This window comes from Microbacterium sp. MMO-35 (assembly GCF_037147555.1).
Taxonomy (GTDB): Bacteria; Actinomycetota; Actinomycetes; order Actinomycetales; family Microbacteriaceae; genus Microbacterium.
On record NZ_JBBCVH010000003.1, the window covers coordinates 74,402 to 98,459 of the forward strand.

At 71.8% G+C, this 24,058-nt stretch carries 24 protein-coding genes and 1 tRNA gene; 12 read left to right on the forward strand and 13 right to left on the reverse strand.

Annotation, left to right across the window (positions count from 1 at the left end; translation table 11 throughout):
- Nucleotides 1-16 precede the first annotated feature (16 nt).
- Both WFJ01_RS07210 and WFJ01_RS07215 read right to left on the reverse strand, forming a co-directional pair.
- Nucleotides 17-562, reverse strand: coding sequence for a DUF6264 family protein (locus tag WFJ01_RS07210; protein WP_292884549.1), 546 nt, complete (start codon nucleotides 560-562; stop codon nucleotides 17-19).
- A complete protein-coding gene (locus tag WFJ01_RS07215; protein ID WP_374208786.1) occupies nucleotides 559-1,596 on the reverse strand; it encodes a 4-hydroxy-3-methylbut-2-enyl diphosphate reductase in 1,038 nt (345 codons plus the stop codon). The genes WFJ01_RS07210 and WFJ01_RS07215 overlap by 4 nt, the downstream gene beginning before the upstream one ends.
- Before the next feature lie 149 nt (nucleotides 1,597-1,745).
- On the opposite strand from WFJ01_RS07215, the gene xseA reads away from it, so the two are divergent.
- Genes xseA through WFJ01_RS07240 form a run of 5 tightly spaced genes read left to right on the forward strand, consistent with a single transcriptional unit; the run spans nucleotide 1,746 to nucleotide 6,080 of the window.
- Nucleotides 1,746-3,041, forward strand: coding sequence for an exodeoxyribonuclease VII large subunit (gene xseA, locus WFJ01_RS07220; protein WP_336628659.1), 1,296 nt, complete (start codon nucleotides 1,746-1,748; stop codon nucleotides 3,039-3,041).
- 15 nt (nucleotides 3,042-3,056) lie between these two features.
- Nucleotides 3,057-3,320, forward strand: coding sequence for an exodeoxyribonuclease VII small subunit (locus WFJ01_RS07225; RefSeq protein ID WP_251447269.1), 264 nt, complete (start codon nucleotides 3,057-3,059; stop codon nucleotides 3,318-3,320).
- Complete coding sequence (locus tag WFJ01_RS07230; RefSeq protein WP_336628660.1) at nucleotides 3,317-3,970, forward strand: DUF4245 family protein; 654 nt, start codon at nucleotides 3,317-3,319, stop codon at nucleotides 3,968-3,970. Before WFJ01_RS07225 ends, WFJ01_RS07230 begins: the two co-directional genes overlap by 4 nt.
- A complete protein-coding gene (locus tag WFJ01_RS07235) occupies nucleotides 3,967-4,617 on the forward strand; it encodes a carbonic anhydrase (protein ID WP_336628661.1) in 651 nt (216 codons plus the stop codon). Before WFJ01_RS07230 ends, WFJ01_RS07235 begins: the two co-directional genes overlap by 4 nt.
- A 41-nt stretch (nucleotides 4,618-4,658) precedes the next feature.
- Nucleotides 4,659-6,080 carry a class II fumarate hydratase gene (locus WFJ01_RS07240; protein ID WP_292884541.1) on the forward strand — a complete coding sequence of 474 codons (1,422 nt, stop codon included), beginning with the start codon at nucleotides 4,659-4,661 and terminating at the stop codon, nucleotides 6,078-6,080.
- Between the two features lie 99 nt (nucleotides 6,081-6,179).
- Here WFJ01_RS07240 and WFJ01_RS07245 read toward each other — a convergent pair whose 3' ends face one another.
- The 4 genes from WFJ01_RS07245 to WFJ01_RS07260 form a co-directional block, all read right to left on the reverse strand.
- Nucleotides 6,180-6,599: an ASCH domain-containing protein gene (locus tag WFJ01_RS07245; protein ID WP_336628662.1), complete on the reverse strand. Its 420-nt coding sequence runs from the start codon at nucleotides 6,597-6,599 to the stop codon at nucleotides 6,180-6,182.
- Nucleotides 6,600-6,756: 157 nt separating this feature from the next.
- Nucleotides 6,757-8,043: a PhoH family protein gene (locus WFJ01_RS07250; RefSeq protein ID WP_251447265.1), complete on the reverse strand. Its 1,287-nt coding sequence runs from the start codon at nucleotides 8,041-8,043 to the stop codon at nucleotides 6,757-6,759.
- A 282-nt stretch (nucleotides 8,044-8,325) separates the two neighbouring features.
- The gene (locus WFJ01_RS07255; RefSeq protein ID WP_336628663.1) at nucleotides 8,326-9,450 is read right to left on the reverse strand and encodes an aminotransferase class V-fold PLP-dependent enzyme; all 1,125 of its coding nucleotides are present in this window, start codon (nucleotides 9,448-9,450) and stop codon (nucleotides 8,326-8,328) included.
- Between the two features lie 28 nt (nucleotides 9,451-9,478).
- A complete protein-coding gene (locus WFJ01_RS07260; protein WP_251446828.1) occupies nucleotides 9,479-10,264 on the reverse strand; it encodes an isoprenyl transferase in 786 nt (261 codons plus the stop codon).
- A 104-nt stretch (nucleotides 10,265-10,368) separates the two neighbouring features.
- Here WFJ01_RS07260 and trhA point away from each other — a divergent pair, with 104 nt between their 5' ends.
- Nucleotides 10,369-11,103, forward strand: a complete 735-nt coding sequence (gene trhA / locus WFJ01_RS07265) for a PAQR family membrane homeostasis protein TrhA (protein WP_336628664.1) — start codon at nucleotides 10,369-10,371, stop codon at nucleotides 11,101-11,103.
- Nucleotides 11,104-11,123: 20 nt separating this feature from the next.
- On the opposite strand, the gene WFJ01_RS07270 is transcribed toward trhA, so the two are convergent.
- Nucleotides 11,124-11,375, reverse strand: a complete 252-nt coding sequence (locus WFJ01_RS07270; RefSeq protein ID WP_336628665.1) for a hypothetical protein — start codon at nucleotides 11,373-11,375, stop codon at nucleotides 11,124-11,126.
- Between the two features lie 154 nt (nucleotides 11,376-11,529).
- On the opposite strand from WFJ01_RS07270, the gene WFJ01_RS07275 reads away from it, so the two are divergent.
- A complete protein-coding gene (locus tag WFJ01_RS07275) occupies nucleotides 11,530-11,916 on the forward strand; it encodes a DUF4307 domain-containing protein (protein ID WP_251446819.1) in 387 nt (128 codons plus the stop codon).
- Nucleotides 11,917-12,010: 94 nt separating this feature from the next.
- Nucleotides 12,011-12,499 (forward strand): transcription elongation factor GreA, encoded by a 489-nt coding sequence (gene greA / locus WFJ01_RS07280; RefSeq protein ID WP_045251388.1) that lies wholly within the window; start codon nucleotides 12,011-12,013, stop codon nucleotides 12,497-12,499.
- A 78-nt stretch (nucleotides 12,500-12,577) separates the two neighbouring features.
- Here the strand turns inward: greA and ilvA are convergent, their stop codons facing one another.
- A complete protein-coding gene (gene ilvA / locus WFJ01_RS07285; RefSeq protein ID WP_292884529.1) occupies nucleotides 12,578-13,831 on the reverse strand; it encodes a threonine ammonia-lyase in 1,254 nt (417 codons plus the stop codon).
- Nucleotides 13,828-15,024 carry an AI-2E family transporter gene (locus tag WFJ01_RS07290; RefSeq protein ID WP_336628666.1) on the reverse strand — a complete coding sequence of 399 codons (1,197 nt, stop codon included), beginning with the start codon at nucleotides 15,022-15,024 and terminating at the stop codon, nucleotides 13,828-13,830. The genes ilvA and WFJ01_RS07290 overlap by 4 nt, the downstream gene beginning before the upstream one ends.
- 103 nt (nucleotides 15,025-15,127) lie before the next feature.
- On the opposite strand from WFJ01_RS07290, the gene WFJ01_RS07295 reads away from it, so the two are divergent.
- A complete protein-coding gene (locus WFJ01_RS07295; RefSeq protein ID WP_336628667.1) occupies nucleotides 15,128-16,438 on the forward strand; it encodes a winged helix-turn-helix domain-containing protein in 1,311 nt (436 codons plus the stop codon).
- Between the two features lie 30 nt (nucleotides 16,439-16,468).
- Here WFJ01_RS07295 and WFJ01_RS07300 read toward each other — a convergent pair whose 3' ends face one another.
- From WFJ01_RS07300 to WFJ01_RS07310, 3 genes are all read right to left on the reverse strand, one after another.
- Entirely contained in the window at nucleotides 16,469-17,047 is a 579-nt protein-coding gene (locus WFJ01_RS07300) for a LemA family protein (RefSeq protein ID WP_251446811.1), read from the reverse strand.
- A gap of 82 nt (nucleotides 17,048-17,129) precedes the next feature.
- Nucleotides 17,130-18,443 carry a D-arabinono-1,4-lactone oxidase gene (locus WFJ01_RS07305; protein WP_336628668.1) on the reverse strand — a complete coding sequence of 438 codons (1,314 nt, stop codon included), beginning with the start codon at nucleotides 18,441-18,443 and terminating at the stop codon, nucleotides 17,130-17,132.
- Entirely contained in the window at nucleotides 18,440-19,690 is a 1,251-nt protein-coding gene (locus WFJ01_RS07310; protein ID WP_336628669.1) for an alanine racemase, read from the reverse strand. Before WFJ01_RS07310 ends, WFJ01_RS07305 begins: the two co-directional genes overlap by 4 nt.
- A 64-nt stretch (nucleotides 19,691-19,754) precedes the next feature.
- Here WFJ01_RS07310 and WFJ01_RS07315 point away from each other — a divergent pair.
- A tRNA-Leu gene (locus WFJ01_RS07315) sits at nucleotides 19,755-19,830 on the forward strand.
- A 2-nt stretch (nucleotides 19,831-19,832) separates the two neighbouring features.
- Here WFJ01_RS07315 and WFJ01_RS07320 read toward each other — a convergent pair.
- Entirely contained in the window at nucleotides 19,833-20,126 is a 294-nt protein-coding gene (locus tag WFJ01_RS07320; protein WP_292884518.1) for a YciI family protein, read from the reverse strand.
- Nucleotides 20,127-20,241: 115 nt separating this feature from the next.
- Between WFJ01_RS07320 and WFJ01_RS07325 the strand changes: the two genes are divergently transcribed.
- Together WFJ01_RS07325 and WFJ01_RS07330 are read left to right on the forward strand one after the other, a co-directional pair.
- Nucleotides 20,242-22,506, forward strand: coding sequence for an ATP-binding protein (locus tag WFJ01_RS07325; RefSeq protein ID WP_336628670.1), 2,265 nt, complete (start codon nucleotides 20,242-20,244; stop codon nucleotides 22,504-22,506).
- Between the two features lie 206 nt (nucleotides 22,507-22,712).
- The gene (locus tag WFJ01_RS07330) at nucleotides 22,713-23,780 is read left to right on the forward strand and encodes a hypothetical protein (RefSeq protein ID WP_336628671.1); all 1,068 of its coding nucleotides are present in this window, start codon (nucleotides 22,713-22,715) and stop codon (nucleotides 23,778-23,780) included.
- The last annotated feature ends 278 nt before the right edge of the window (nucleotides 23,781-24,058 follow it).

The following is a 24,058-nucleotide window of genomic DNA, read 5'->3' on the forward strand; positions in this document are numbered from 1 at the left end:
TCGGCGTCCGCGGACGCTACTTCTGGAGCTGCCCGTTCAGGAACGAGACGACGCTCGGATCCGTCATGAAGGGCACCGCGATGCAGATCGACGCCAGCATCCCGAACACGATGCCGCCGGCCACCGGGAGCCACCACGTGAGCTTGCCGCGCCGCAGCCGGGCCACGGACCATGCGGCGGTCACGATCCAGCCGACGATGAGGACGATACCCGCGACGATCCCCGCGGTCCGCGCCGGTCCGTAGTTCGAGAAGGTGCCGGTGATCCCCATCATCCGCATCATCGAGGTCATGAGCGAGGACGGGTCGAGGTAGGCGATGACCGTCGTGATGACGTTCCAGACCCCGTAGGCGAGCAGTGCGATCGACGCCATCCTGTCGACGGGGTGAGCCGGGCGCTCCGCCGTGTCCTGCGCCGGCGGGACCACCGGAAGCACGGTCGGCGGAACCGGCACGACCGGCGGCGGCATCGGCCTTCCCGCTCGCCTGCTCTGCTCCTCCGGAGTCGCGTACTCGCCGAAAGCCGGCCGTCGCGGCTGCTCCGCGGGCCCGGAGCCGGTCATCGGCTGCGTCCTCCGAGCGCCCGCTCGTCGCGCTGGCCCGTGATGTCCTGGCGCAGCTCCTTGGGGAGGGAGAACATGAGGTCCTCCTCGGCCGTGCGCACCTCCTCGACGTCTCCGTAACCCGCCTCGGCGAGGGCCGCGAGCACCTCCTGCACGAGCACCTCGGGCACGGAGGCCCCGCTCGTCACCCCGACGGTGGCGACGCCGTCCAGCCACTCCTGGCGCACCTCGTCGGCGTAGTCGACGCGGTAGGCGGCCCGGGCGCCGTATTCGCGCGCGACCTCGACCAGGCGCACGCTGTTGGACGAGTTCGCGGATCCGACCACGATCACGAGATCCGCGTCCTTGGCGACCTTCTTGATCGCGACCTGCCGGTTCTGCGTCGCGTAGCAGATGTCGTCGGAGGGCGGATCCTGCAGCTCGGGGAACCGGGTGCGCAGCCGGTTGACGGTCTCCATCGTCTCGTCGACGGAGAGGGTGGTCTGCGACAGCCACACCACCTTGCTGGGGTCGCGCACCTCGACCGTGTCGGCCTCGGCCGGCGAGTTCACGACCGTGACGTGGTCGGGCGCCTCCCCGGCGGTTCCCTCGACCTCCTCGTGGCCGTCGTGGCCGATGAGCAGGATCTCGTAGTCGTCGCGGGCGAAGCGCACCGCCTCGCGGTGCACCTTGGTCACCAGAGGGCAGGTCGCGTCGATCGCGTGCAGGTGGCGGTCCTCCGCGGCGGAGACCACCATCGGCGAGACGCCGTGGGCGCTGAAGACCACGTGGGATCCCTCGGGGATCTCGTCCACCTCGTCGACGAAGATCGCCCCCTGCTCCTCGAGCTCGGTCACGACGTGGATGTTGTGCACGATCTGCTTGCGCACGTACACGGGCGCACCGTAGCGCTGCAGCGCCTTCTCGACCGCGACGACGGCGCGGTCGACCCCCGCGCAGTAGCCGCGGGGCGCGGCGAGCAGCACGCGCTTGACGCCCTCGACCGGGCGGTTCTGGAGCGGCTCGCGCGCGCCCTCGGGACGACGGCGGGGAATCTGCGGCACGGGCAGCGCGACGGGAGAACTCACCCCGCGATTCTATCGGCGCCTCCTGGCAGGAGGCCGGGACGGGCCGCCCTGCGTACCGGGCCGGGCCGCGTCGGAAGCCCGCGTTATCCTGAACCCGCCCCGATCGACAGGATGCGATGACCGTCTTCGAAGCCGCCCCCGGCGAGACCCCGCCGGCCGACGCCGTCTCCCCCCGCGACTCGACCGCGGACGCGCCGACCTCCATCGCCCGCCTCAACGCCACGATCCGCGACTTCGTGGCCCAGTGGGGCACCGTCTGGGTCGAGGGCGAGATCACGAGCTGGAACCTGCGTGCCGGCAACGTCTTCGCCCGGCTCAAGGACACCCGCTCCGATGCGCAGATCTCGATCCGGATCTGGTCGAGCGTGCGCGCGCGGATCCCGGCCGATCTCGCGGTCGGCGACCACGTGGTCGCCGCGGTCAAGGCGGACTACTTCGTCAAGGCCGGCGACTTCAGCTTCGCCGTCTCCGCCATGAAGCACGTCGGGCTCGGCGATCAGCTCGAACGCCTGGAGCGGCTGCGCGCCCAGCTGCGCCAGGAAGGACTGTTCGACGCCTCCCGCAAGAAGCCGCTGCCGTTCCTGCCGCACATGATCGGGCTGATCACGGGCGAGAACTCCGACGCGGAGAAGGACGTGCACCGCAACGCCGAGCTGCGCTGGCCTCAGGTGCGCTTCCGCACCGTGCACGCCGCGGTGCAGGGCGACCGCTGCGTGCCGGAGACGCTCGCCGCACTGAAGCGGCTCGATGCGGATCCTGAGGTCGACGTGATCGTGATCGCCCGCGGCGGCGGTGACCCGCAGACCCTTCTCGGCTTCAGCGACGAGCGCCTCGTGCGGGCGGTCGCCGCCGCGACGACCCCCGTGGTCAGCGCGATCGGACACGAGAACGACCACCCGCTGCTCGACGACGTCGCCGACCTCCGCGCCTCGACGCCGACCGACGCCGCCAAGCGCGTCGTGCCCGACGTCGGCGAACAGCGCGCGCTCGTCGCCCAGCTGCGCGCGAGGGCCGCCACCCGCGTCTCCCAGCGCATCGCGCACGACATCGCCCAGCTCGAGCAGCTGCGCTCCCGTCCGGCGCTGCGGGATCCGGATCCGCTCATCGAGCGCCGCGCACAGGAGGTGTGGCTGCTGTCCGCACGGTCGCGCGACGCGCTCGGCCGCACCGTCGACGCGGCGGCCCGCCGTACCGCAGAGCTGCGCGCCTCCTTGCGCGCGCTCTCGCCCGCAGCGACCCTCGCCCGCGGGTACGCCATCGCGCACCGCGACGACGGGCGCATCGTGCGCGACGCCGCCGACGCCCCCTCCGGCACCGTGCTCACGCTCACGGTCGACCGCGGTTCGCTGCGCGCCGTGTCGGAGGGCGAGATCGCCGAGGCCGCGGACGGCGGTGCCGACGCACGCCGGTAGGATGGAGGCGTGACTGTGTCGAACGAGCCGTCCGCCTCCGCAGGGACCTCTGCGCCGACCGTCGCCGATCCGGCTTCTCTCAGCTTCGAGCAGGCCAGGGACGAGCTGGTCCGCGTCGTCGCCGAGCTCGAGCAGGGCGCGCCCACGCTCGAGCAGTCGCTCACGCTGTGGGAGCGCGGCGAAGCGCTCGCTGCACGCTGCGAGGAGTGGCTGCTGGGTGCGAAGCGCCGCCTCGACTCCGCGCGCTCGCACGCCGAGTCCGAGGAGGCCGGACGATGAGCCGCGCACCGAAACAGCCGCCCGTCGTCGCCGAGCTGGGGCGCCCGGAGACCGCGCAGGAGGCGGCCGACCGCAAGGCGGCGTCGTCGGCCGCCTACCGGGGCAGCCAGACCTTCCGCGGCCTCATCGCCGCCCTCATCGCCACCGTGGGCGTCGTGCTGCTCATCGTGCTGATCGTGCCGCGCGGCGACTTCACCGGCACCAACGCCGTCGACCTCCCCGCCGCGGCCAGGAACGCGCAGAGCAGTCTGAACCGCCCCGTGCTGCTTCCGACGCCGCCCAACAACTGGCGTGTGAACAAGGCCGTCCTGGTCGACGGAAAGCCGATCGTGTGGGACATCACCATCGCCCCGCAGGCCGATGACGCCCGCGGCTACGCGCACATCGCGCAGGCCTTCGACGCCGACGCCGACTGGGCGCTCACGCCGCTGCGCGGCACGGCTTCGAAGAACACCGTGACCATCGGCGGACGCGCCTGGGACGAGTACGTGATCTCGCGCCCCGACGAGTCGGCGAACATCAACTACGCCCTCGGAACGCAGGTCGGCAAGGACTACGTCCTGGTCTACGGCGCGCTCGGCAAGGCCGGCACGGCGGAACTCGTGGCGAAGATCAGCCCCCAGATCGACGAACTCGAAAGCGGACGATGACCGGTAACAGCACTCTGACCCCCGACGAGGCCTGGCGGCTCATGAGCGAGGGGAACCGGCGGTTCGTCGCCGGCTCGCCCCAGCACCCGAACCAGGACGTCGGCAAGCGTCACGAACTCGTGGACGGGCAGGCGCCGATGGCGACGCTGTTCGGCTGCTCCGATTCGCGCCTGGCGGCGGAGATCATCTTCGACAAGGGCCTCGGCGACCTCTTCGTCGTGCGCAACGCCGGTCAGGTGATCGGCGAGTCGATCGTCGCGAGCCTCGAGTACGCGGTCGCCGTCCTCGGTGTGCCGCTCATCGTCGTCCTCGCGCACGACAGCTGCGGCGCCGTGCGCGCGGCGATCGACGGCACCGCCATCGACGCGGCCCCGCTGCCGCCGCACATCTGGAAGCTCGTGGCGCCGATCGTCCCCGCAGCACGCAAGGTGCTCTCCGAGCAGGGCGGATCCACCGTGGCCGACATCGATCCCGAGCTCGTCGGCCAGGAGCACCTGCGCAACACCGTGCACGATCTGCTGCAGTCCTCCGAGCTCATCGCCCAGGCCGTGGCGGAGGGCCGTCTCGGCATCGTCGGCGCGAACTACCGGCTGAACGAGGGCACGGCCGTGCCCGTCGTCACCGCGGGTCTCGGCGACCTCCCCTGAACATCCCCCCACATCACCCCGTCACAACTGGAGGAACAGCAGTGACCGACACACACCAGCGGAGCGGCGAGAACTCGCTGCAGTACCGCATCGAGCACGACACCATGGGCGAGGTGCGCGTGCCCGTGAACGCGCTCTACGGAGCCCAGACGCAGCGCGCCGTCGAGAACTTCCCGATCTCGGGCAAGGGGCTGGAGTCGACGCAGATCGCGGCGCTCGCCCGGATCAAGAAGGCCGCGGCGCTCGCGAACAAGGAGCTCGGCACCCTGGACGGCGCCATCGCCGATGCGATCGCCCAGGCGGCGGACGAGGTCGCCGCGGGCAAGCACGACGGCGAGTTCCCCGTCGACACGTACCAGACCGGATCCGGCACCTCCTCGAACATGAACATGAACGAGGTGCTCGCGACCCTCGCGACCCGGATCCTGGGCGCGACGGTGCACCCGAACGACCACGTCAACGCCTCGCAGTCCTCGAACGACGTGTTCCCGACCTCGGTGCACATCGCCGTCACGCAGGCGCTCATCGACACCCTCATCCCCTCACTCGACCACCTCGCGGTGGCCCTCGAGGCGAAGGCGGAGCTGTGGAAGGACGCGGTCAAGTCCGGCCGCACCCACCTCATGGACGCCACCCCGGTCACCCTCGGCCAGGAGTTCGGCGGCTACGCCCGCCAGATCCGCCTCGGCATCGAGCGCGTGCAGGCGGCCCTCCCCCGCGTCGCCGAGGTCCCGCTCGGCGGCACCGCGGTCGGCACCGGCATCAACACCCCGCTCGGCTTCCCGCAGAAGGTCATCGCCCTGCTCGCCGCCGAGACCGAGCTGCCGATCACCGAGGCCAAGGACCACTTCGAGGCCCAGGCCAACCGCGACGGCCTCGTCGAGGCGTCGGGTGCACTGCGCACGATCGCGGTCTCGCTGACCAAGATCAACAACGACCTGCGCTGGATGGGCTCGGGCCCCAACACCGGTCTCGGCGAACTGCACATCCCCGACCTGCAGCCGGGCTCCTCGATCATGCCGGGCAAGGTCAACCCGGTCATCCCCGAGGCGACCCTGATGGTCTGCGCGCGTGTGATCGGCAACGACGCGACGGTCGCGTGGGCCGGTGCGTCCGGCTCGTTCGAGCTCAACGTCGCGATCCCCGTCATGGGCACCGCGCTGCTCGAGTCGATCCGCCTGCTCTCGAACGCCGTACGCGTGCTCGCCGACAAGACCGTCGACGGCCTGCAGGCCAACGTCGAGCGCGCCGCCGCGTTCGCGGGCATGAGCCCCTCGATCGTCACGCCGCTGAACAAGGTCATCGGCTACGAGGCCGCGGCGAAGATCGCGAAGCACGCCGTCGCCCAGGGCATCACCGTCCGCGACGCCGTGATCGACCTCGGCTACGTGGAGCGCGGCGAGATCACCCTCGAGGAGCTCGACGCCAAGCTCGACCTGCTCTCGATGACGCACGCCGGCTGATCCCGGATCCCTCACGCGAATGCCGCGGTCCCCTCGGGGCCGCGGCATCCGTCGTCTCCGGCGGGCTGTGCGGGCCTCGGGCCGCCGACGCGAAGCGCGTCAGGCCGGCAGGACGCGGAAGCGGACGAGCACGGCGGGGGTGCCGTCGTCGACCGTGAAGGACGGATCGCCGATGGCCGAGCGGTACTCGGCACCGTGCCAGAAGCGCTCGTGACCGGAGCGCCACGCGGCGACCGTGTCGAAGCCCTCGCCCTCGGCGACCGCATGAGCGAGATCCACGTCGCCGACGCAGGCGACCCGCACGTCGGTGATCTCCTCGACCGCGATCCGTTCACCGGCGGAGTCCACGATCGCCGCACGATCGCCGACGGACGGCAGTGCCTCGCCCTCGAGCTCGTAGTCGGCCACGAGGCTCGTCGTCGCGGTCTTCTCCCCGCGCAGGATCGCCGCGATCAGCCTGTCGCGCAGAGGTCCGGGGAAGGCGTACTCGGAGACGGGGAGGTCATCGATCGAGGTCACGGCTCCAGCCTAGGTCGGCCCGGCGACAGGAGGATGACGGCATCGCCCCGTGCCGAAATCAGGTCGGATCCGCGCCGGAAGCCCGGATCCGACCTGATTCACGCCATCCGATGAGCTCTGGCCTGAGTTCGGCTCCCGAACCCGGCCCGCCCCGTTCTCAGCTGAGCTCGCCGACCTCCAGGAGCTCGGTGACGAGGGCCGCGATCGCCGACCGCTCGGAGCGCTGCAGCGTGACGTGCCCGAAGAGGTCGTGCCCCTTGAGGGACTCGATCACGCTCGCGATGCCGTCGTGCCGTCCGACGCGCAGGTTGTCGCGCTGCCCGACGTCGTGGGTGAGCACGACGCGCGAGTTCTGGCCCATCCGGCTCAGCACGGTGAGCAGCACGTTGCGCTCGAGCGACTGCGCCTCGTCGACGATCACGAACGCGTCGTGCAGCGAACGTCCGCGGATGTGCGTGAGCGGGAGCACCTCGAGCATCCCGCGCGCCACGATCTCCTCCACGACGTTGCCGGAGACGACGGATCCGAGCGTGTCGAACACCGCCTGCCCCCACGGGCTCATCTTCTCGTCCTTGTCGCCGGGCAGGTAGCCGAGCTCCTGACCGCCCACGGCGAACAGCGGGCGGAAGACGATGATCTTCTTCTGCTGCTGCCGCTCCAGCACCGCCTCGAGCCCGGCGCACAAGGCGAGGGCCGACTTGCCGGTGCCCGCGCGTCCGCCGAGCGAGACGATCCCGACCTCGGGGTCGAGGAGCAGGTCGATCGCGATGCGCTGCTCGGCCGAGCGCCCGTGCAGGCCGAACACCTCACGGTCGCCGCGGACGAGCGCGTACTCGCCGTCCCCCGTGACGCGACCGAGGGCGGAGCCCCGCTCGGAGTGGATGATGAGCCCGGTGTTCACGGGGAGTCCGAGCGCCTCCTCGCTCGTGCCGACCTCGCTCTCGTACAGGTCGCTCATCTCATCGCCGGAGAGCGAGATCGAGCTGATCCCGGTCCAGCCCGAGTCCACGGCCTGCTCGGCCAGGTACTCCTCGGCGTTGATGCCCAGCGACGCCGCCTTGACGCGCATCGGCAGGTCCTTCGAGACGACGGTGACGTCCTGCCCGTCGTCGGCGAGGTGCATCGCGACGGCGAGGATCCGGCTGTCGTTGTCTCCGAGGCGGATGCCGCTCGGCAGCACCGAGAGGTCGGTGTTGTTGAGCTCGACACGCAGGGTGCCGCCGTCGCCGATGGGCACCGGGAAGTCGAGCCGGCCGTGCTCGACGCGCAGCTCGTCGAGATGGCGGAGGGCCCGCCGGGCGAAGTATCCGAGCTCGGGATCGTGGCGCTTGCCCTCCAGCTCGCCGATCACGACGACCGGCAGGACGATGGAGTGCTCGGCGAAGCGGAAGAACGCCTGCGGATCCGACAGCAGCACGGACGTGTCGAGCACGTACGTCTTCAGATCCTGATCGGGCGCTGCCCCTCCTCGAGATCCCGCCGTCTCGTCGACGGCAGGTCCTGCCGCTTCGCCGGCGGCGTTCACGGCGCTGGTGCGAGTGCTGCTGTTCAGTGCGGTACGTGCGGCCACGACCCTCTCCCGACCCGGGGATTCCCGGAACTAGGCGAGTCGGCCAGGGCCACGAGTCGCGATCCTTGAGGCCGACTCGATCGGACGCCGTGTCCGATGCCATGACCGTACGACTTCCCCGCACCCCGGCGCATCCGCGACACGCCTGGTTGAAGGTTAAGAGCCGATGAACTCCTGAGCGCCGGCCAGCGCCGCGTCGAGCATCGCGAGGGTGTCCTCCGACGTGCCCGCGTGCGGAGAGACGCGCACCGTCCCGGCGCGCTGGGTCACATGGACGCCCGCGGCGGCCAACGCTGCGCCGAGCTCCTCCGGCCGGGCGACCTCGAGCACCACGATCCCCGCGCGTTCGGCCTCGCCGCGCGGCGAGCCCACCGGGATCCGGTGCCGGTCGGCGATGGCGATCACGGCGTCGACGCGGTCCGCGAGGGCGGCGGCGACAGCGGCGACGCCGGCGCCGCGGATCTCCGTCGCGGCCGTGGCGAGCCGGGCGGCCGCCAGGGGATCCGGCGCGCTCACGGCGAAGGCCTGCGCGGAGGCGGCGGGCGCGGGGAGCGCATCGGTGGGCAGGCCGTCCGCCGCGGTCGCGATCCGGCCGCTCAGCACCGGGCGGATCCGCTCCCGCGCGGCGTCGGCGAACCGTGCGAAACCGGTGCCGCGCCCCGCTCTCAGCCACTTGTACCCGTGCCCGACGACGACATCGGCCACGGACCAGTCCTCGTCCACCACGCCGAACGACTGCACGGCATCGACGATCAGCAGCCGATCGGGCCCGAGCACCTCGCGCAGCGCGGCGAGGTCGGCGCGATAGCCGGAGCGGAAGTCCACGTGGCTCACGACGAGGGCGGACACCGCCGGATCGAGCGCCTCGGCGACGGCGTCGGGGGTCACGCGGGTCCGGACCGGCGAGATCCAGCGCGGCAGAAGGCGCCCCTGGGCGGCCGCCGCGGCGCGGTCGAGGGTGATCGTCACGCTCGGGAACTCCGCGGCGGAGGCGATGACGGCGCCGTCCAGCCCGGCGAGCGCCTGCTGCAGCGCATGGGTCGACGAGGGATGCAGCGTGACCTCGTCGGACGCGGCGCCGAGCAGGTCGGCGACTCCGGTGCGCGCGGAGACGCCGGCCTCCGACGCCGCATCGACATCGGCTCTCCGTCCGGTCGCGAGCAGCGCGGCGGTGTCGCGCAGCGCGGTCGCCGCCCCGGGGGACATCGGCCCGAACGCGGCCCAGTCCAGGTATCCGGGCTGCTCGCCGAAGGTGTCCGTGTACTGGTCGATGGCACGCATCCGGCCAGTCTGACACGGCCGATCGACGTCAGCGCCCGAAGCGCCGGTCGCGGTCGGCGTAGTCCCGGATCGCGCGCAGGAAGTCGACCTGACGGAGATCCGGCCCCAGCGCCTCCACGAAGTAGAACTCGCTGTGCGCGCTCTGCCAGAGCAGGAAGTCGCTGAGACGCTGCTCACCGCTCGTGCGGATCACGAGATCCGGATCCGGCTGGCCCCCGGTGTACAGGTGCTCGCCGATCATCTCGGGCGTGAGATGCGCGGCGAGATCCTCCATCGTGCCGCCCGAGGCGTCGTGCTGGGCGAGGATCGATCGCACGGCGTCGACGATCTCGTTGCGCCCGCCATAGCCGACCGCGAGGTTGACGTGCAGGCCCGTGTGCGTGCGGGTGCGCTCCTCGGCGTCGGCCAGCACCCGCGCCAGTTCGGGCGGGAGGATCTCGGCGCGGCCCACATGCTTGACCCGCCAGTTGCCCTCGCGCGAGAGGGCGTCGGCGAGCTCTCCGATGATCTCGATGAGGTCGGCGAGCTCGGCGGAGTCGCGCTTGCGCAGGTTGTCCGCGGAGAGCAGATACAGCGACACCACGCCGATCCCGAGCTCGTCGCACCACCCCAGGAACTCGTGCATCTTCGCGGCCCCGGCCCGATGCCCGTGCGCCGGAGTCGCGTAGCCGAGCTGTCGCGCCCAGCGGCGGTTGCCGTCGATCATCATGGCGATGTGGTGCGGCACGGTCGACGGGTCGAGCCTCCGCCGCAGCCGTCGGGTGTACAGCCGATAGAGGGGGCCGCTCCCTGGCTGATCGGACCGTGCGCTCACGTGAATACGCTACCGCGCGCACGGCGCCCCGCGATGTGCGGGTGCCCATGTCGTGCTCGGGATATGTACGGCTCGCGGCATGCGCGGCGGCCTAGCATGCAAGCATGCGCAGAGCGACCCGAACCGCTGCCGAAGTGCCCGAGCTGCCTCTCATGGAGGCGGCCACCGTCGATGCGCAGGTCGAGCTCAAGCCGACCTGGCGCGGCTGGATCCACGCGGGCACCTTCCCCGTCGCGGTCGCCGCGGGCATCGTGCTCATCGTCCTGGCGCAGGGCGCGCCCGCCAAATGGGCCGCGGTCGTGTTCACCGCCACCTCGATGCTGCTGTTCGGCAACTCCGCGCTCTACCACCGCTTCAACTGGAAGCCGCGGACCAAGTCGATCCTCAAGCGGATCGACCACGCCAACATCCTCCTGCTCATCGCCGGCACGTACACCCCGCTCGCGGTCCTCGCGCTGCCGCCCGGCAAGGGCACGCTGCTCCTGATCGTGGTCTGGTCCGGAGCGCTGCTCGGGATCCTGTTCCGGGTGTTCTGGATCAACGCGCCGCGCTGGCTCTACGTCGCGCTGTACCTCCTGCTCGGCTGGGCCGCCGTGATGTACATGGTGGACCTGGTGCAGGCGAACGTCGCGATGATGGTCCTGGTCTGCGTCGGCGGACTGCTCTACACCGGCGGCGCGGTCGTCTACGCGCTGAAGAAGCCCAACCCGTGGCCCGGGCGGTTCGGCTTCCACGAGATCTTCCACGTGTGCACGGTGCTCGCCTTCCTCTGCCACTGGACCGCGTGCCTGCTCATCTCGCTGGCGCCGCTGCAGCCCTCGCTGGGGATTCCCGGCTGAGTCCGATCGCCTCGCCGAGGTCAGGCCTTCGGGTCGGCCTCTCCCGTGCCGTCGCCGCTCGTCGCCGCCTCCTCGGCGTCGAGCTCGGCCCGCACCTCTTCGCGGTAGCGCACGCGCCGGATGCGGCGCTGCATGTCCCAGATGAGGAGGGCGGCGAACACGACGACCACCGCGACGATCACGAAGCCCACCGGCCCCGGGGTGACCAGGTTCGGGTCGACCGTCGGGGTGGGGGTGGGGGTGGCCGCCGCAGCGAGGATCGCCTCGATCATCAGAACGCCTTTCGTCTTCACCCCTCCGGGCCGATCGGCCTGCGGACTCGAGCCCTTCGGGTACGGGGCTCTCGAGGTGGTCGGCCGCGTTCGGGCGGAGGCCCTGCGCGGGATAACCTGGAACCTCAAGCCTAACGATCGGATGCACCCCGCCGTGACGACCCCCGCCCAGCTCGACGAGCGCTACGGTCGCGGACCCCGTCGGCGCCTTCCGATGATCCTCGCCATCGCGGTCGCCGCGGTCGTCGTCGGAGTGTTCGGCTGGTGGACCTGGCAGGGATCGGCCGACACCGTCGACGTGACGGGAACGGGCTTCCACCTCGTCGACGATCACAGCGTCACGGTGTCCTTCCAGATCACCGCGCCCCCGAACCGGCCCGTGCACTGCATCGTGGAAGCGCAGGACGAGGAGTTCGGGATCGTGGGCTGGCGCCTCGTCACCTACCCCGGATCCGAGAAGCACTCCCGTGCCTTCACCGAGCACGTGCCGATCGTCTCGGCGGCGACGACCGGTTTGGTGAACTCCTGCTGGGTGTCCTAGGCTCATCGTGTTGATCGACGCCCCGGCAGGTGCCGGGGCGTCTTGGCATATCCGGGGCGCTCTGCATCCGGATCCGATTCGCAAGGAGTTCACCGTGTCGAACGACGCACAGGTCCCCTTCCTCACGCAGGAGGCCTACGACCGTCTTGTCGCGGAGCTGGAGAACCTCTCCACGGTCGGCCGCGAGGAGATCGCCAAGCGCATCGAGGTCGCGCGCGAGGAGGGCGATCTCAAGGAGAACGGCGGCTACCACGCCGCCAAGGACGAGCAGGGCAAGATCGAGGCGCGCATCCGCACCCTCGAGACCCTGCTGAAGACGGCCAAGGTCAGCGAGGCCCCGGCCAGCCGTGGCATCGTCGAGCCGGGGACCGTCGTCACGGCCACGGTCGCCGGCGGCGAGGAGGTCTTCCTCCTCGGCAGCCGCGAGATCGCGGGCGGCACCGACCTCGACGTCTACAGCGAGGCGAGCCCGCTCGGATCCGCGATCCAGGGCCTCAAGGTCGGCGACAAGACGTCCTACGAGGCGCCCAACGGCCGCTCGATCCAGGTCGAGATCCTGAAGGTCGAGACCTTCGCGGGCTGACCGCATCCGCAGACGACGAACCCGCCGCGCCATCGAGGGCCGGCGGGTTCGTCGTCTGCTCTGGTCTCCGCGGGGCCGTCAGTCCTGCACCACGATCGGCTCGAAGCCGGCCGCGCGCAGCGTGTCCAGGGTGAGCTCGGAGTGCTCCGGACCGCGGGTCTCCACGCTGAGCTCCAGGATGACGTCGTTGATCTGCAGGCCGTGCCCGTGGCGCGTGTGCATCGCCTCGATGACGTTCGCGCCGGCGTGCGCGATGAGCTCGGAGACCTGGGCCAGCTGGCCGGGGCGGTCCGGCAGCGGGATCCGCACGGTCATGTAGCGCCCCGAGGCCGCCAGACCGTGCGAGACCACGCGCTGCAGGAGCAGCGGGTCGATGTTGCCGCCGGACAGCACCGCGAGCGTCGTGCCGGTGCCGGCCACCTTGCCCGCGACGATCGCGGCCACGCCCACGGCTCCCGCGGGCTCCACCACGACCTTGGCCTGCTCGAGCAGGAGCAGCAGCGCTCGGGCGATGTCGTCGTCGCTCACCGTCACGACCTCGTCGACCAGCTCCCGGATCATCTCGAACGGCACGTCGCCGGGGCGCGCCACGAGGATGCCGTCGGCGATCGTGGGCTGCGTGACGATCTCGACCGGATGCCCCGCCTCGAGGGACGGCCCCATGGCCGCGGCGTTCTCCGCCTGCACGCCGACGATCCGCACCGTGCGCCCCTGCTCAGCCGCGCGGGCCTTCACGGCCGCCGCGACGCCGGCGATGAGACCGCCGCCGCCGATGCCGACGAGGATCGTGTCGACGTCCGGCACGTCCTCCATGAGCTCCAGGCCGAGGGTGGCCTGCCCGGTGACGATGTCGCGGTGGTCGAACGGCGGGATCAGCACCGCGCCGGTGCGCTCGGCGAACTCGGCCGCCAGGCGCAGCGAGGTCGCCACGGTCTCCCCCTCGAGCACGACCTCGGCGCCGTACCCGCGGGTCGCGAGCAGCTTCGGCACCGGCACGCCCATGGGCATGAAGATCGTCGCGGGGATGCCGAGCGCCTGGGCGGCGAGCGCCACGCCCTGGGCGTGGTTGCCGGCCGACGCGGCGACGACCCCGCGGCTGCGCTCCTCGGGCGTGAGCCGGGAGAGCCGGTGCACGGCGCCGCGGATCTTGAACGACCCGGTGCGCTGCAGGTTCTCCATCTTCAGCAGCACGGGCGCGCCCAGCACCTTGGTGAGCGCGACCGAGGGCAGCGTCGGGGTGCGCACGATGACGCCGTCCAGGCCGTCCGCCGCCTGCTGGATCTCCGCCAGGGTCGGGATCTCGGCGAGCGTGGGGGTCGCGTCGTTCGTCATCGCTTGCTCCTTCTCCGCGCCCGCGGCACGGTCTGCCAGATGTAGTCGCCGTCGGGATCGGCGCCGGTGCGCCACGCACCGGAGTTGATGGTCACGGCCGCCACGTTCACGAACGCCGCGAGCGGCACCGCGAACAGGGCGCCGGGGATGCCGGCGATCAGGGCGCCGCCGGCCACGACGAGCACCACCGCGAGCGGGTGCACCTTGACCGCGGATCCCATCAGGATCGGCTGCAGGATGTGCCCCTCGATCTGCTGCACCGCGAGCACGACGACGAGCATCCACAGGGCGATCCACGGCCCGTTGTAGACGAGGGCGAGGAAGACCGCCAGGGTTCCGGTGACGACCGCGCCGACGATGGGGATGAACGATCCGAGGAACACCAGCACGGCGACGGGGACGGCCAGCGGCACCCCCAGCAGGAACGCACCGAGGCCGATGCCGAGCGCGTCGATGAAGGCGACCAGCATCTGCGTGCGCGCGTAGTTGATCACGGTGGCCCAGCCGTTGCGCGCGGCGGCGTCGACCGCGGGGCGCGAGGCCTTCGGGAAGAGCTTGAGGGTCCAGTTCCAGATGCCGCCGCCGTCGGCGAGCAGGCAGAGCAGGATGAACAGGGTGAGCACGGCCCCGGTCGCGACGTGCCCGAACGTGGTGCCGACCGCGATCGCCCCGCTCTTGAGCAGCTCCCCCTGCTCGCTGAGGAAGGTCACGGCCTGGTCGAGCAGATCCTGGATCTGCTTCGCGGTCAGGTGCAGCGGGCCGTCGAGGAGGAACTGCTGGAACTGGCCCCAGGCGGCGACGGACCGTGCCTGCACCCCGTCCCACTGCTGGGTGATCTGCCAGATCGCGAGCCACAGCAGGCCGACCACGATCGCCAGGGTTCCGATGAGGGCCACCACGATCGCGAGCCAGCGCGGCCAGCGCGCCCGCAGCATGGTGCTGAACACGGGCCAGAGCAGGGCCGTGAGCAGGATCGCGACCATGAGCGGGATCACCAGGATCTTGAACAGCATGACCAGCCAGATGATCACGCCGAGAGCCGCCGCGATGACGAGCAGCCGCCAGGAGTACGCCGTGGCGATGCGCAGTCCCGACGGCAGCGTGCGCTGCACGTCGTCGCGCACGTCGATACGACCGGTGACCGAGCGCTGTCGGAGCAGATCGCGCAGCCGGGGTGTGCTTTCCTCGCTCATCGACCCAGTCTACGGGCGTGTCGGACCGCTCCCCGCGCTGTGTCCGCCCCGGGGGTACGGGGACCTCCGGGCGGTGTCGGCGGCGGTCGCTACGCTGGCGGACGTGACAGGATCCGCTGCCGTCCCCTCCCCCGTCGACACCCTGAGCGCGGCCGAGGCCCGGAGGATCGCGCTCGCGGCGCAGGGCTTCTCGCGCCGTCGCCCCGCCTCGCCGGGAGTGCGGCACCTGCGCACGGCGATGGAGCGCATGGGCGTGCTGCAGATCGACTCGGTGAACGTGTTCGCCCGGTCGCACTACCTTCCGCTGTTCTCGCGGCTGGGCGCATACGACCCCGCGGTGCTGGAGCGCGCGTTCCTGGCTCGGCCCGGCATCGGGCGGACGGGGCGCTACACGGAGTATCTGGCGCACGAGGCCACGTTCCTGCCCGTCGAGGACTGGCCCCTCTGGGGCTTCCGCCGGGATGCGTTCCGGGCCAAGCGCGGCGCGTTCTGGGGGCAGAGCTCCTCGGCGCGCACGCTGGACTGGGTGCGCGCCGAGCTGCGGGACCGCGGCCCGTCCCGCCCCGCCGAGATTCGCGGCGACGCGCCCGGCGGGCGCGGCGGCTGGTGGGAGTGGGACGAGGTCAAGCACGCGCTCGAGTACCTCTGGCGGATCGGGGATGTGGCGATCGCCGGGCGGGACGGCTTCGAGCGCCGGTATGCGCTGGCGGAGGACGTCGTGCCCGCCGAACTGCTCGGCCGGGACGCGGACCGCGCGACGGCCGTCGGCGAGCTCGTCCGGCGGGCGGCGAGATCGTCCGGGGTGGCGACCGCCGCCGACATCGCGGACTACTACCGCATCAAGGACCGGGCTCTGGTGCTGGCGTCGATCGCCGACCTGGTGGAGCAGGGCGAGCTGGTGCCGGTGCGCGTGCGCGGCTGGGAGCGCGACGGACGCCCCGTGCGGGCCTGGCGCCACGCCGAGGCGTCCCTCCCCCGGCGCATCGACACGACGGCCGTCCTCACCCCGTTCGACCCCGTGGTCTGGTTCCGCGATCGCGCCCTGCGGACGTTCGGTCTGGACTACCGGATCGAGATCTACACGCCGGCCGCGAAGCGGCGCTACGGCTACTACTCGCTCCCCGTGCTGGTCGGCGACCGCATCGCGGCGCGCGTGGACCTCAAGGCCGACCGGGCGACCGGGACGCTGCGCGTGCAGTCGGCATGGTGGGAGCCGTCGGCGCGGCCCGCCGAGGACGCGGAGCCCATCGCGGCGGAGCTCCGGGCAGCGGCGCGATGGCAGGGGCTGGAGCACGTCTCGGTCTCAGGGTGGGGCGACGCGTCGAGCGCCCTGGCCGGCGCTCTCGACGCGCATCCGGAGCGGGTGCAGCGGCATGACGCGGGGCGCGCGGATCAGGTGCCCCTGGGGGCGTGAACGCCTCCGCGGACGTCGAACGACGTCCCGTCAGAACTGGACGCGGGGCGGCTCGGCGATCGCCGTGCCGTCGGCCACCTCGAAGAACTCCCGCTCGGTGAAGCCCAGGTTGCGGGCGAACAGGTTGTTCGGGAACACCTTGATCTTGGTGTTCAGCTCCCGGACGCCGCCGTTGTAGAACCGGCGGGAGGCCTGGATCTTGTCCTCGGTGTCGACGAGGGCGGACTGCAGCTGCAGGAAGTTCTGGCTCGCCTGCAGCTGCGGGTAGGCCTCGGCGACCGCGAACAGGCTCTTCAGCGCCTGCTGCAGGTGGCCCTCCGCCGCCCCGGCCTCACCCGGAGTGGAGGCCGAGAGCGTCTCCGCCCGAGCGCGCGTGACGTTCTCGAAGACGGCCTTCTCGTGCGCGGCGTACCCCTTGACGGTGTCGATGAGGTTCGGGATCAGATCCGCTCGGCGCTTGAGCTGCACCGTGATGTCGCTCCACGCCTCGTCGACGCGGACCCCCAGCTGCACGAGCGAGTTGTACGTGGCCCACAGATAGATGCCGACGGCGACGATCAGAACGACGATCACTCCGACGACGACGAGCACTGGAACGAGAACATCCACGGACGACGACCCCCCTTTGCAGACGCGATTTCGCCCATCCTATCCCGGCACCCTTCGTGTTTGCCGGGCTGCCAGGCAACAGTCAGGCGCCGAGGACGCGCTCCAGATACCGGTTGCCGAAACGGCGTTCCGGGTCCAGCCGATCGCGCAGCGCGACGAAGTCGCCGAAGCGCGGATAGAGTTCGCGGAACCGTTCCGCGTCGAGCGAGTGCATCTTGCCCCAGTGCGGTCGCCCGCCGTGCTCGACGCAGATCGCCTCGACCGCGTCGAAGTACTCGCGCGGATCGTGCCGCCAGTAGCGGTGCACGGCGATGTAGGCGGAATCGCGTTCGTGCGCCGTGGACAGCCACCGGTCGTCGGCGGCGGCGAAGCGCACCTCGATCGGGAACTCCACGCGCCAGCCGCGCCTCGCGATCAGCGCCTGCACCGCACGGAACACGGGCACCACCTGGTCCCGGGGCAGCGCGTACTCCATCTCTCGGAAGCGCACCGTGCGGCTCTGCGTCAGCACCCGATGCGAGAGGTCGGTGTACTCCCGGTCGCCCGTGAGCTTCACCGCGAGCCGGCTGAACGGCGGCGTGATCGCCGGCACGGCGACCCCGGCGGCGCACACCGCCCGGTAGACGCCGTTGGAGAGGAGCGTCTCGTCGATCCACTTCCCCACCGCGGGCAGCGGATGCCGGACCGCGGACTCGGGCAGGCGTTCGGTGGTCTTCGTCAGCGCGACGTCGGTATGCGGGAACCAGTAGAACTCGAAGTGGTCGGCGGCGGCGACCCGGTCGTGCACGGTCTCCAGCACCTCGTCCAGGGGCGCCGGCGCGTCCACCGCGTGCATGACGAACGCGGGGACGCACTGCAGCGTGACCTCGACGAGGATCCCCAGCGCGCCGAGCCCGAGCGCGACCGCGGGCAGCAGCTCGGCGTTGTGCTCCTCGTCGACGCGCAGGAACTCGCCGGCGGCGGTGATGAGCGTGACGCCGACGACCTGCGCGGCGATGCCGCGGAAACCCGCGCCGGTGCCGTGCGTCCCGGTCGAGATCGCGCCGGAGATCGACTGCCGGTCGATGTCGCCGAGGTTCTCCATCGCCAGCCCGAACGGCGCGAGCAGCGCCGGTATCCGGTGCAGGCGGGTGCCGGCGAGAAGCGTGACGCGTCCTCGGGCCTCATCGACGGACACCCTCCCCTGCAGATCGTCGAGCTCGAGCAGGACGTCGGGAGCGACGGCCACGTCGGTGAAGCTGTGCCCGGCGCCGACCGCCTTGATGCGCAGGCCCTGCGCCGCCGCGGCCCGCACGGCGCGCTGCACGCCCTCCGGCGAGCGCGGACGCTCCACCCGGATCGGTCGGATCGAGGCCGAACGGCCCCAGTTCTGCCAGGTCCCGCCGGGTCGTGTCACAGGAACGCCTTTCCCTCGCCGCGATACGTGGGCAGCTCGCCGACGACACGGTCGCCGTCGACGAGGTGATAGCTCAGGATCCGCTCGGCGGGCTCGCCGCTCTTCGCATGCCGCAGCCAGACGCGGTCGCCGACCCGCAGCGTGCGGGCGGCGTCGCCGCGCAGCGGCGTCTGCACCTCGCCCGCGGCTTCCCGGGGCGCGGTGCGCAGCCCCTGCGGCCACACCGGCAGCGGTTGCCGCGACGCCACAGGCGGCCCGGAGGCGATCCAGCCGCCGCCCAGGATCGTGGCGATGTCGGCGGCGGGCCGGCGCACCACGTCGAAGGCGAAGGCGCTCGCCGGGGCGAGCTCGAAGGAGCGGTAGCCGTCGAACAGGTGCCCGGCGAGCAGGCCGCTGCCCGCGGTGATCTCGGTGAGGGCGGGATCGGATCCGGTGTACTCCAGAGATCCGGTGCCGCCGCCGGTGACGAACTCCAGCGGCACCAGCGCGCGCACGGCCTCGGCGATGCGGGCGCGGCGCTCGCGCAGCTCCTGACGGGACTGCGCCTGCACCGTGCGGATCACCGTGTCGCCGCTGCCGGTGTCGTCGCCCTGTCCCGCGATCTGGGCCTCGTACATCTGCAGCCCGACGAGGCGGAACCCGTCGCGCTCCGCCGCGCGCCGGGCGAAGCGCGCCACCTCGTCCGCGGAGTGCAGCGGCGAGCGGAACACCCCGATGTGCCCGAGGGCCGGCGCTCGCCAGGAGGCGTCCGCGTCGATCGCGATGCGCACGCGCGGGCGCTGCACGGGCGCGACGACCGCGTCGATGAGGTCGAGCTGCGATTCGTCGTCGACCATGAGGGTGATCCGCTGGCAGGCCTGCTCGTCGGCCAGCAGGCGCCGCAGCGCCGGGCGATCGGCCGTGGGATACGCCAGCACGATGTCGTCGTGGTCTTCGGCGAGCCACAGCGCCTCGTCGAGGGTGAAGGCCAGCAGGCCGCGGTATCCGGGTACCCGCAGGGCCGCGTCGATGACCTCGCGCACCCGGACCGACTTCGTCGCGACGCGGATCGGCAGCCCGCCCGCGCGCACGACCATGTCCATCGCGTTGTAGCGCAGCGCCTCGAGGTCGATCACGGCGACGGGCGCGGGCAGGTGCGCGGTGGCCGCGGTCAGCCGGGGCCACCATCGCGCGGGGTCCCGCCACGGGTGGGCGCGCAGGGGCGCTGACGCGGGGATGCTGCCCTGATCGGCGATGAGCTCGAGCACCCCTCCACCCTATTGGCTCGGAGTCAACATCGTGCCGGCCCTCCCCTCGCTAGGCTCGGGACGGGCCCCCGTAGCCCAACGGCAGAGGCAGGCGACTTAAAATCGCTTCAGTCCGGGTTCGAATCCCGGCGGGGGCACCAGGTCAGGCGCCGGGACGGCCGTCGAGCCAGATCGCGTTCCAGTCCAGGATCCGCGCCTCCGCGAGCCCCTCCGTCACGAACGGATCCCCGGCGATGAAGCGCTCGGCGGCGTCGCGCGTCGCGAAGACGCCCATCGATCCCGCGGCCGCATCGGCCGTCGCGAAGGGCCCGAGCGCGATCAGTTCTCCGCCGGCCTCATGGAAGGCACGGTAGTAGGCCTGATGGCGAGGGAACACCTGGCCCACCCGGGCGCGGTCCACGCCCTCGCGCAGGCGATACAGCACGACGAAGTCCACACACGGATCGTAGCCCGCGCCGCCGCCGGCGACGGGTCAGGCCGATACCCCGCACCCGACGACCCCTGCTAGCTTGTCGGTTGCAGAGCGCTCAGGACTCCGGGGAGGTCGTGCGATGCGTCTTCCACGTACTGCGGGCCCGTTCGTCGGGCGGGAGCAGGACCTGGCGAGCGTGGAGGCCCACCTGGCGGCCCACCGTCTCGTGACGCTTCGCGGTCCGGCGGGAGTCGGGAAGACCCGCCTGGCGATCGAGTTCGCCGCGGGGCTGATCGCCGGAGGGCGGGACCGGGTGTGGTTCGTCCCTCTCGGGACGCTGGGTTCGGGTGCGCTGCTCGCCGAGACCGTGATCGCCACGCTGGGCATCAAGTCGACCCTGGCCGAGCCCCTCGCCGCGCTGAGCTCCTACCTCGACGAGGAGCCGAGCCTCGTGATCCTGGACAACTGCGAGCACATCGCCGCGGCCGTGTCGGAGTTCGTGAGCGCTCTCCTGGCGGCGACCCGCAACGTGCGGGTGGTCGCGACCAGTCGGCAGCCGCTGGGCGTGGACGAGGAGGTCGCCGTCGCGCTCGGCGGCCTGGACACCTCTGCCCGGGGCGCCTCGGTGGAGCTGTTCGCGGCCGTGGCGCGGCGGTCGGATCCGGCCTTCCGCGGCACCGGCACGGGCGACGGCGAGGTCGCCGAGATCTGCCGCCTCGTGGACGGCCTGCCCTTGGCGATCGAACTGGCGGCCTGCCGCATCGGAGCCCTCTCGCCTCTCCAGATCCTGGAGCAGACGCGGACGTCGATCGGCCTGCTGCGGCGCGCGGGCCGCGAGCCGGGACACACGACGTCGCTGATCGCGTCGATCGCGGACAGCTACTCGCTCTGCAGTACGAGGGAGCGCCTGCTGTGGGATTCCCTGTCGGCCCTCGCGGGTCCGTTCGCGCTCGACGACGCGGTCCAGGTCAGCGGGCTGGAGGCCGCCGAGGTCCTGGATCTCACCGAGGCCCTCCTCGAGAAGTCGGTGCTGCTTCGCGCCGACGACGACCAGGATCGACGGGCGCGCTACCGCATGCTCTACGTGCTGCGCCGGTTCGGGCGGGAGCGGCTCGCCGAGGACCCGGAACGGGAGAACGCGGTGCTCGATGCGCACGCCCGGTGGTTCGCGACGGTGGCCGCCCGCGCTGAGGAGGAGTGGATCGGCCCGCAGCAGCAGCGCCTCGTCGCGGATCTCGAGGCTTCCCTGCCGGACATCCGGGCCGCGAGCGAGCACGCGATCGGCCGCGGCGACGCCGCGACCGCATACCGCGCCTGCGTGATCTGCACCCCGCAGCTGTGGTGGGCCTCCGGACGCATCGACGAGGGCCGCCACTGGGTCGAGCGGGCTCTCCGTCTCCTGAGCGAGCCTTCGGAAGAGCTGCTGATCGCGCTGCTCGATGCCGAGTCGCTCGCGCTGGCGAAGGGCGACCTGGCGTCCGCGGACGCTCATCTCCAGCGCGCGGCAGAGGTGGCGGCAGCCCCCGGCGTCGCCTCCGCGGACTCCCGTGCCCGGATGGCGTTCGGGCGTGCGTTCCGGCACCTGCTGCTCGGGCAGTTCGACGATGCGGCTGCCGTCGCCACGGCCGGCATCGAGCACTCCCGGACGATGGACCCCGCGGACGCGACACCGTACCGGCTCCGCCAGGTGCTGGTCTACGCCTGCAACGGACTCGGCGACGTCGAACGGGGAACCCGCTCCTGCAACGAGCTGATCGACCTGTCGGCCGCCGCGGACGAGACCTACTATCGGGCGTTCGCGCAGCACGTGCTGGCCCTCTACGCCTGGCGGCAGGGGGAACTGGGCGATGCGCGCCGTCTCTCCGACTCGGCGATGCGGTCCTCGGTGTGGGTGCCGAACCGCCCGGAGAACCCCGACGCGCTGCTGATCGCAGGCTTCATCGCCGCCGCGGACGATCAGACGGAGCGCGCGGCGACCCTGTTCGGCGCGTCCGTGGGGACGTCGACGACCCACATCGCATCCACGGCCCTCTTCTCCGAGACGATCGAGGAACGCGACCGCCTCGCGCAGCGGCACGCCCAGATCACCGAGGTCCTCCACCCCGCCGCCACCCTTCGCGGCTACCGGATGACTCCCGCGCAGGCCGTGGAGTACGCCCTGCAACGGCACCCCGCTGCGGACGCCGCGGTCCTCTCCCCCCGGGAGCTCGAGGTGGCGGCGTTGATCGCGGAAGGCCGCATCAACAAGGAGATCGCCGCAGCCCTGACCATCTCTGTGCGCACCGCGGAGGGCCATGTCGAGCGCATCCGCCGCAAGCTCGGAGTCCGCTCCCGGGTCGACATCAGCACGTGGTACGTGCGCCGCACCGTCGATGGCGCGAACCGCGCGGCGGGACCGGAGTAGCGGCTTCGCCGGCCGCTCCGCGCGCGGGGGCGAGCAGGTAGTCGAACAGGTAGTTCCACGGATCGCGGCCGACGGATCGTGCGCGACAGCATGGTTCTTGGCTGCGCGTCACGCGTCGTGCTCTCACCCAGGGGGGTTTGAGGGACGGCCAGCGGCATCCGGCGTCATCGCCGGCAAGCCATCTCGGAACAACCAAGGGGAGAACCATGCTCGAAACGCCACAGCCGAACGATCAGGCCACGGGGGCGACGACGACGTCGCGCGCGATCGACCGACGTGCGATCGTCAAGGGTGCGGCCTGGAGCGTGCCGGTCATCGCGGCAGCGGCCGCGGCGCCGCTGGCCGCGGCGAGCGTCTGCGAACCGGGAACGCTCACGATCCTCGGCACGGGCGCGACCCTGTCCATGACGACCCTGACCATTCCCGCCTGTGCGAAGAAGGTCACGTTCATCGTGGCCGGCGGGGACGGCGGCCGCTACAGCGGCACCGCGGCCGGCCGCGGTGCCGCGATCTCGGGCGATCTCGTCCTGACCCCGGGGACCCATGTGCTGACGCTCATCGCGGGTGGCGCCGGTGCCGGAGGCGGATCCACGAACCCGCGCCCGGGCGGAGCCGGATTCGGCAACGGCGGTGACGTCTGGGGAGCCGTGGGAGCCGGCGGCGCGGGCAGCGCGATCCTGGTCGACGGCACGCCCGTCGTCGTGGCCGGTGGCGGCGGAGGCGGAGCCAACGTCAACATCTCCATGAGCGGCACCGGAACCGAGGTCCTCACCGCACCGAAGTACGGTGTCGACGCCGGCCTCGGCTCATCGAGCGGCAGCGCCGTGGGCTACGGCTTCGGATTCAGCAACAGCGGCACGCTCGTGTTCGCTGCGGGCGGGGGCGGCGCAGCGATCGGTGCCGTCGGTGGCGCCGGCGCGGCACCCCTGGTCAACGGCAGCGGCACGGCGACCGAGTACCCCGGCGGCGCGGGCGGCGCCAACGGATCCGGCGCCAATGGCGGCGGGGACGGCGGCGACGGTCCGTTCATCAGCTCCCCCACCGGGCAGGGCCTGTCCAGCGGCGTCAACGGCGGGGGCGGCGGAGGCGGCTGGGCCGGCGGTGGTGGCGGTCGTGCGTTCTCGAAGACCTCGGGCCCCTCTGGCCTGCTCGAAGGAGGCTCCGCCGGCGGTGCGGGATCCAGCTTCGTGAACGCTTCCGGGGCCACCGCGACCACACCCGTGCCGCGCTCGGACGCACGAGGCGAGGGCCTCGTCACCATCACCTGGTCGTGATCCCGAGGCCGGCTCTGACTTCGCCGCACACCGGTTGACATGAAGACCCGCAGGCGCTGCTGCTGCCTGCGCCCTCCGCACAATGGGGATGTGCGGAGACCGCCCCTGCCTCTCGTTTCCCGCTTTGCGAGGGCAGGGGCCTCCATGCCCTTCACCGTCGGTCCCTCCCCGGTCGATGGTGAAGGGCGGAGGGAGGGGGGAAGCTCCCGTTCGCCGAGAGGCGGACGGGAGCTTTCGATTTCTCCAGGCTTCCGACGACGATCCGGCGCAGGGACCGG

Coding starts and splice junctions, on each gene's coding strand:
- WFJ01_RS07210 (WP_292884549.1), bottom strand. CDS start 562: ATGACCGGCTCCGGGCCCGCGGAGCAGCCGCGACGGCCGGCTTTCGGC.
- xseA (WP_336628659.1), top strand. CDS start 1,746: ATGACCGTCTTCGAAGCCGCCCCCGGCGAGACCCCGCCGGCCGACGCC.
- WFJ01_RS07230 (WP_336628660.1), top strand. CDS start 3,317: ATGAGCCGCGCACCGAAACAGCCGCCCGTCGTCGCCGAGCTGGGGCGC.
- WFJ01_RS07235 (WP_336628661.1), top strand. CDS start 3,967: ATGACCGGTAACAGCACTCTGACCCCCGACGAGGCCTGGCGGCTCATG.
- WFJ01_RS07255 (WP_336628663.1), bottom strand. CDS start 9,450: ATGCGTGCCATCGACCAGTACACGGACACCTTCGGCGAGCAGCCCGGA.
- trhA (WP_336628664.1), top strand. CDS start 10,369: ATGCGCAGAGCGACCCGAACCGCTGCCGAAGTGCCCGAGCTGCCTCTC.
- WFJ01_RS07270 (WP_336628665.1), bottom strand. CDS start 11,375: ATGATCGAGGCGATCCTCGCTGCGGCGGCCACCCCCACCCCCACCCCG.
- ilvA (WP_292884529.1), bottom strand. CDS start 13,831: ATGACGAACGACGCGACCCCCACGCTCGCCGAGATCCCGACCCTGGCG.
- WFJ01_RS07290 (WP_336628666.1), bottom strand. CDS start 15,024: ATGAGCGAGGAAAGCACACCCCGGCTGCGCGATCTGCTCCGACAGCGC.
- WFJ01_RS07325 (WP_336628670.1), top strand. CDS start 20,242: ATGCGTCTTCCACGTACTGCGGGCCCGTTCGTCGGGCGGGAGCAGGAC.
- WFJ01_RS07330 (WP_336628671.1), top strand. CDS start 22,713: ATGCTCGAAACGCCACAGCCGAACGATCAGGCCACGGGGGCGACGACG.